The 7500-nt window shown below is 52.5% G+C and carries 7 protein-coding genes and 1 other RNA gene; all 8 read right to left on the reverse strand.

Features of this window, described 5'->3' with window-relative positions:
- Window positions 1-1003, reverse strand: a 1003-nt coding sequence (locus ACP5SG_RS08715) for a DUF6079 family protein (protein ID WP_428123611.1), incomplete at its 3' end; no start/stop codon positions are given.
- Window positions 1000-1260, reverse strand: coding sequence for a four helix bundle protein (locus ACP5SG_RS08720; protein WP_237888914.1), 261 nt, complete (start codon window positions 1258-1260; stop codon window positions 1000-1002). The genes ACP5SG_RS08715 and ACP5SG_RS08720, both read right to left, overlap by 4 nt.
- Complete coding sequence (gene brxF / locus ACP5SG_RS08725; protein WP_237888915.1) at window positions 1257-1793, reverse strand: BREX-3 system P-loop-containing protein BrxF; 537 nt, start codon at window positions 1791-1793, stop codon at window positions 1257-1259. The genes ACP5SG_RS08720 and brxF overlap by 4 nt, the downstream gene beginning before the upstream one ends.
- Before the next feature lie 23 nt (window positions 1794-1816).
- On the reverse strand, window positions 1817-2104 hold the full coding sequence (locus ACP5SG_RS08730) for a helix-turn-helix domain-containing protein (RefSeq protein WP_330873313.1): 288 nt from the start codon (window positions 2102-2104) through the stop codon (window positions 1817-1819).
- Window positions 2105-2398: 294 nt separating this feature from the next.
- Window positions 2399-2754: a transfer-messenger RNA gene (gene ssrA, locus ACP5SG_RS08735) on the reverse strand.
- Window positions 2755-2889: 135 nt separating this feature from the next.
- Window positions 2890-3351: an SsrA-binding protein SmpB gene (gene smpB, locus ACP5SG_RS08740; protein WP_237888916.1), complete on the reverse strand. Its 462-nt coding sequence runs from the start codon at window positions 3349-3351 to the stop codon at window positions 2890-2892.
- An 8-nt stretch (window positions 3352-3359) separates the two neighbouring features.
- Entirely contained in the window at window positions 3360-3914 is a 555-nt protein-coding gene (locus ACP5SG_RS08745) for a hypothetical protein (RefSeq protein ID WP_237888917.1), read from the reverse strand.
- 14 nt (window positions 3915-3928) lie between these two features.
- Window positions 3929-7399: a DNA polymerase III subunit alpha gene (gene dnaE, locus ACP5SG_RS08750; protein ID WP_424661849.1), complete on the reverse strand. Its 3471-nt coding sequence runs from the start codon at window positions 7397-7399 to the stop codon at window positions 3929-3931.
- Window positions 7400-7500 lie beyond the last annotated feature (101 nt).

Raw genomic sequence — 7500 nt, forward strand, 5'->3', positions numbered from 1 at the left:
GGCGTAGCATTGTCCATTCGAGCCGCTTTCTGACGGCCAGGGACAGGGTCTTCAGCACCTCGCGCTTTTCCACCACCGAGATCCGCTCGAAAGTATCTATGTAGTCGGGATGTACCGGGAAGAGACGGACAAACTCGTCCATCCGTTCGCTCATGCGGCCGTAGTAGCGGGCAAAAGGGCTCAGGTATTCGCGGATTCTGACCAGCTGCTCGCCACTCTTCTTCAGCAACCGCTCGGCCACGACAAACTTGACGTCCCGGCGGGCGATGAAGACCGACTCAAAGCGGGCCTGGACCCGGCGGAGGCTCTCGGCGACAAAGGCAAAGCGGGGGCTGTCGAAAATGGCTTCTTGGACACCGGCGATAAAGCGGAACCGCAGGTCCTTGCAGACCTCGCCGATCTCGCGCAGGAAGTTGAGATCGAGGATGAGTTCCTGGTCCTTGCGGGTGCGCAGGTAGTCGAGCAGTTCGTCCACCACCAGGAGCAGACCGTGGTCGGGATGCACTTGGTGGAAGGCGGTCATCATCTCTTCGAAGGAACGCTTGTTGTTGGACACCTTATCCGCGGGCGGGAAGGAATAAGACACGCCCATTGCGGCCAGGTGCTCCTCCAGTTCGGCCACGAGGATGTCGCGCAGGGACATGGTGGTCGCGCCGATCTCGGTTCGGACCACCTTGAAGCGCCCGCTGATCTTGCCGGCGGCGCTGGCCACGCTCTTGTCGTTCAGATGCGTTGCAAGATCGCTATTTTCAGCCAGGGCGGAGATCACGGACATGAGGTGCGACTTACCGGTGCCGTAGTTGCCGACGACCAGCAGCCCCTTGTTGTCCATGGGCTGGTCGAACTGAAGCTGAGGAATGACCAGGCTGATCAACCTTTCAGCCATCTCTCCAGAGATGACGTAGGTCTGGACAAGCTGCCGGGCAGCAGCGGCCTCATCGGCGTCCAGTAGCTGGACTACGGACTCGATAGGCTCGAATTGGATCAGGTCTCTGTATTTCATGGTTGTGTCTCCGGGTCGCACGTCATGCGCCGTGCGTCATTGTTTCGCAGGTAGCGGATGAAGCTGCCAAGGTATCTGGCTCCTTGCGCATCGTTCGTAGAGTTCGTCAAAACGGAGATTGACGCCAGGCGAATTTGGTCCCGAAGGGCATAGTCCTTGGCCCATTGCCCACTTCCAGAAATCGCGCAGCTCTCCTTGATCAAAATTCTGGCCTCCTGCCAGGCCTGGATGTCCTCAAAGCACTCGATCTTGCTCATGACCATCTCCCTGACGATGCGTGACGCTCGACGCTGGACGCGTCGACGATGCTCAAATCGCGAATCGGGTAGCGGCGGTATTCGGGGTGGCCTGGGACGGCATAGGTCATGTGACCACCCACAATGGATCCGTTCCAGGCGGCCACGACCATCTTGTTCCGAGACAATCCCTGAAGCAGACGCAAAGGATCCTGCTTCAGGTGGACATCGAAAAGGATCTCGATGTTGTCGAGCAAAACCAGCCCTGCCTGCGCCGCGAGCGTAGCGGCAGGCAAGGCACCCATGGCTTCACCCACGATTTCGCCTAAGAGCCTTGGAGCCTGCAGGGCCCGTTGGCGTTCGGTCAGGTCCAGCATCCGGCGAGACAATTCGAGATTGACGTTGATGAGCGGTGCAGAGGCCCTTGCCGACACCTCCTGCAACGCGGACGTCTTCCCGCTTCCCGCCGGCCCCACCATCAGGATCAGGCGGTGATAGAGAGAGCACACCTCGCCAATCTTTCGCAGGACCTGATCCGCCAAGGGCTCCGCCATTACTCGTTTCTTCCGTCTTTGACTCAGGCCTTCCCTGGCCCTCGCCCTTTGGGCACGCCCTCGGCGCGTCCAAACCGGCTGTCCTGCCGATTTGTCGTATCGCCGTACGTTCCTACCTGCACAGCGCTCGGCACGACAGGCTGGTCTTCCAGCCAGCGGTCAATGGCTTCCTTCCGGAAGCGCCAATGGCGGCCAATCTTCTGGCACGGGACTTTGCCTTCCCGAACGAGCTTGTAGAGCGTGGACTTCGATATCTTCAGGTAGGCAGACAACTCTTCGATGGTCAGGACATCACCTGGTTTTTCTTCCATCAAGCGCACCTCTCTGGCCGCAAGGCAGGTTTCATGTCATTTTATCTAATCTAACTTATGTAATTTACAGTTAGTGGCAGCTGGTATCAAGAGCGTAGCCGTTGTCGCCCTCCCAGGGTTGGAGGTCGACCAGGCTAGAGAGGAAATGAAAGGCGGGGAAGGAGAAAGAATCCGACGGGTGAGCAGCGAGTCCTGGAAGATGTGAAACGAGCGCAAACCCTTTGAAAACAAGGGAAAATAGAAAACCTGTCGCCTCAGAGAATGACCTCCGAGAGACGAGTTGTCTTTTTCAAATGGTGGAGGCGGCGGGAATCGAACCCGCGTCCGAAAGTATTCCACTTAAGTATCTACGTGTGTAGCCTGAGATTTAAGGTTTCGCCCGATACCTTCTTCTCTGGCAAGATGGAACCAGGCTATCCTGTAAAGATCTCACCTCTGGGCAAACAGGCGCCGTCCAGAAGCCAGCCTACTGAACCGTCACCCAGACCCAGCTTGTAGGCCTACTGGGATGGGTGCTGGCTGAACTAAGCAGCCAGTGCGTACTCGTATTCTGAGTTGGCGTTTATTTTTTTATCTGCATTTTAACGAGGTCGCAGCCCCTCGACACGCAACTTAAGTTTCCATACCTCCGTCGAGACCGGTTCGCCCCCTTTGTAATAATTATATGGGCATCAGATCTTTAAAATTTTCAAATAATAATATATTTCTGAATTAGAATATATGGATTAATGTGGAAGTGTCAATGCCCGCGCAAAAATAAATTCAGCTGGCCAGCCGCCTTGTAACTATCTTATATTGTACCGCCTCCTAAGTTCGCGCTCGGTCTCCCTCTTTTTTACGGCCTCGCGCTTATCATATAGCCTTTTGCCCTTTGCAAGGCCCAATTCCACCTTTGCCTTGCCGTCTTTGAAATATATCTTGAGGGGAATGAGCGTATAGCCGCGCTCCTCCAGCTTTCCAATTAATTTTCTATTTTCCGCCTTATGAAGCAGGAGCTTTCTAGGCCTGATGGGATCAATATGGAACGCATCTGAGGCGTTGGGATACGGTGAGATGTGTACGTTGTATAGCCAAGGTTCCCCCCCATGAAAGGCCGCATATCCATCGCCCAGGTTGGCCCTTCCATCTCTCAGGGACTTCACCTCTGGACCGAGCAACATAATGCCGGCCTCAAATATATCGTCTATCTGATACTCATGCCGCGCCCTGCGGTTTTGACATACTATCCTGATCGAGTTTTTTGTCATTAATTTCTTTACCAATCCATGGGTTTTACCAGGATGGCACGGATCTTGAGGTCAAAGAGTCTGTTCGATGGCGCAGGCTTTATGAGTGCGACTGTATCGGCGCCGCGGCCCGTACCGGCCACAGCGAGGCAGTCTTCAGTGGTTATCAGTCCGGCGTCAGAGGCCATAAGCACTATCTCGACGCAGACCTTCACCCCCTGACCGAACAGTCTCAAGGTGTTGGCGATCAGATCCTGCTGGCAGTAACCCTGTTTTTCCCTTATCGCCGTACCTATATTTCTGAATGCCATAGTGCCGGTATAGACCGTTGCACCGAGCCCTTCTATCTCGCGCCTCATTTCCTTGCTCATCTCTATTTGGCCTGGATCTTTGAACCCGACGTTGTGGGTTACAACCACCACCTTGGTCCCGAAACCATTGAGTGCCCTGGCTGCGGCAAGGCCTGTATCCCCATATGTTGAGGCAACCACAACCTGGCCTATACCGTATTCCCTTATTCCTTCCTTAAGCCTCTCAATCGAATCAGCTGTATTTTTGCGGCCTGCCTGTGCAAATAATGACATATTTCCCCCTTTGCTTATACCTGACCGTATTCCAGCTGGAGTCCATTATAACCTACAAGGTTATTTACGGCAGCGGAAAATTCGTTGTCCAGGGCGACATTAAGGCTTTCCGGCAACTTCAGCGTCACCTTGCCTTTCCCTGGCATAGCTATGGCTAATTTGATCGGACAGGCCCCGGGATGGTTGGTTATTATGTCTTTGAGTGCTTCAATGACCCATAGGCCGGTATTCCCACCGTTTAATTCTATTATAAGACCTGTGGTCTTCTTTTTACCGATCTCCTCAAGCGGTTCTATTGCATCGGCTATAATCTTCAGCAATCCAGCCTCGTCATCGTCCCTTTGGCATGACCCCTTCACCCAAATTGGCTGGTCTCCAGCCAAGGCCTCCCTCGTCTTTGTATAAAGTTCAGGGAAGCATACGACCTCAATGGAGCCATGCAGGTCTTCAAGCAGCAGAAAGGCCATGCGCTCCCCTTTTTTTGTGACGATTTCCTTCTTTCTCTTTATTATGCCTGCCAAGGCCACCCTGCTTTCATCGGGGAAACCAACCACCTCTTCTGTAGAGACCACGCCCATCATTTGCAGGCTATCTCTATATGGGTCAAGTGGATGACCGCTTATATGAAAACCTAAGGCCTCCTTTTCCATTGAAAGAAGCTCGCTTTCAGGCCACTCAGGTAGATTTGGCAGCTTGAGGAATCCGACCCTGGGCCTGCCGACATCCTGCTCAAAAGCGCCATCAAAAAGGCATTTCTGGCCACAGTCTTGGGCCTTTTTTGCAGCCTGGCCGAGATCGAGTGCCTGATCCAGGACCTCCATCAGCTGAGAGCGTTTATGTCCCAGCGAATCAAAAGCACCGCATTTTATCAGGCTCTCAATAACCCTTTTGTTCACCTTTCTTAAATCTACCCTTGAACAGAAGTCTTCAAAGTCGTCGTATGGCCGACGTCCGCGTTCTTTTATAATGGACTCTATGGCACCTACCCCTACATTTTTGACTGCCGCCAGGCCGAAGCGTATGGCGTCGCCATCCAGGGTAAAACCCTCGTCACTCCGATTTATATCAGGCGGCAGCACCTTTACGCCGCTTGTTTTGCATTCGCTGATGTACTTTACTACGCCATCCGTGTCACCCAATTCGTTTGAAAGGAGCGAGGCGAGGAAAGGTGCCCTGTAATGGGTCTTGAGCCAGGCAGTCTGATATGCGATCAACGCATAGGCAGCGGAATGGCTCTTGTTGAAACCATAGCCTGCGAATTTTTCCATGAGATCGAAAACGGTCGCCGCCTTATCGCCTGGTATACCCTTGGCCTTGGCGCCTGAGATGAAGCGGTCCCGCTGGGCAGCCATCTCTTCCGGCTTTTTCTTTCCCATAGCGCGTCTCAGAAGATCGCCTTCACCGAGGCTATAACCGGCAAGCGTCTGGGCGATCTTCATGACCTGCTCCTGATATACGATTACGCCATATGTCTCGTTTAAGATTGGCTCCAATTCGGGCAGCAGGTATTTAACCTTTATTTCGCCGTGTTTCGCCTTTACGAATTGGTCTACCATTCCGCTTTCGAGAGGACCTGGCCTGTACAGTGCTACAAGGGCTATCAGATCGGTGAATATTGACGGCCGCATCTTTCTTATGAGATCCTTCATGCCCGGACTTTCAAGCTGGAAAACACCGGTCGTGTCACCCCTAGACAGGAGTTCATAAGTATCAGTATCGTCAAGAGGTATCTTGTTTATATCGACCTCGACCCCAAGGTGCTTTTTGATGATCTTTATTGCATCGTCTATTACAGTAAGTGTCTTGAGACCCAAAAAGTCAAACTTGATGAGCCCTACCTTTTCAACACACTTCATGTCGAATTGCGTGACCGTCTCACCCTTTTGACCTTTTGTGAGCGGTAAATGTTCAACCATTGGTCTGTCCGATATGACCACGCCGGCAGCGTGAGTCGAGGCGTGGCGCGGGAGACCTTCAAGCGCCTTTGCTATTTCCAGGAGCTTCGCGACCTGCTCGTCTTTTTCAGCCAGTTCCTTAAACCTTGGCTCCTGTTCGATGGCCTTGTCGAGGGTTATATTAAGCGTGGCTGGAACAAGTTTTGCTATTCGGTCTACTACCGGATATGGCATCCCAAGACCGCGGCCTACATCCCTTATGACCGCCCTTGCCTTCATTTGGCCGAATGTGATGATCTGGGCTACATATCCCTCCCCACCGTATTTTTGGGTTACATAGTCGAGGACCTCATCCCTGCGGTTCATGCAGAAATCCACGTCTATATCGGGCAGGGATGCCCTTTCGGCATTAAGAAAGCGCTCGAAATAGAGGCCGTAGCGCACCGGATCGAGCTCGGTGATCCCCATCGAGTAGGCCGTCAGTGAACCTGCGGCTGAACCGCGCCCAGGCCCTACCGGTATCCCTTTGGACTTGGCCCAATTGATGAAGTCGGCGACTATGAGAAAATATGAGGCGAAGCCTTTGTCTTTTATGACCTCAAGTTCCTCTTCGAGCCTCGCCAGATAAAGCCTTCGGGTCTCTTCATCGAGCCCGAGCTCCTTAGCCCGTTTTTCAAAACCCTCCCTCGCCTTGGCCTCGAACAGGCCGTCATAACTTTCAGTTTCCTTGATCGGGTAAACCGGAAAGTGATATCTTCCCGATTCGAGCGTGACATTGCATCTCTCGACAATCTCTTTGGTAATTGAGAGCGCCTCAGGTGCATAGCTGAAACGCCTGGCCATCTCCTCGGGCGGGGCAAAATAGAGCATATCGGTTGAGAAGCGCATCCTGCCCTTGTCGTTTATTGTCCTGTTGGTCTGGATGCATAAGAGCACATCGTGGGCCATGGCGTCCTTTGCATTCAAATAATGGCAGTCGTTGGTGGCGACTATCGGGAGGCCCAGCTCCCTGCCGATATCCATAAGGCCTTTGTTTACCTCTGCTTGCTCAGGGATGCCGTTTTCCTGGAGTTCCAGATAAAAACGTCCATCAAAGATCCTTGCATATATTTGTGCCTTTTTCCTTGCTTCATTAATCCCGCCGTGAAGCATGTTGTAGGCCACCTCTCCATGAAGGCAGGCCGAAAGGGCGATCAGCCCTTTATTGTATTCCTTAAGCAAATCCAGATCTACCCTAGGCTTGTAATAAAATCCTTCGAGATGGGCAATGCTTACGAGCCTCAAGAGGTTTTTGTAGCCGTCGTTGTCCTGCGCAAGAAGCACGAGATGAAAGCCTGCATCTTTTGCACCCTTTGCGCCCTTGTCATTTATCCCCTTGGGGGCTACATACATCTCACAGCCAAGAATTGGCTTTATATCGTGTTTCATCGCCTGTTCATAAAAATTCAAGGCGCCGTACATGTTGCCATGGTCTGTCATGGCCACGGCCTCATAACCACATTTTTTTGCGGTCGGGAACAGATCCTTGAGTCTTATGGCCCCATCAAGGAGACTGTATTCGGTGTGAAGATGAAGGTGTGTAAAGTTCATAAGATCAAATCAATGTTGAACGTTAAGTTAAATAATGTTGAATTAAGATGGTGTCGCAAAAGGTCGCCAACCGCTGTGTTGCGCTGCATCCGTCGTCACTG

This window comes from Dissulfurimicrobium sp., assembly GCF_049968175.1.
GTDB lineage: Bacteria > Desulfobacterota > Dissulfuribacteria > Dissulfuribacterales > Sh68 > Dissulfurimicrobium > Dissulfurimicrobium hydrothermale.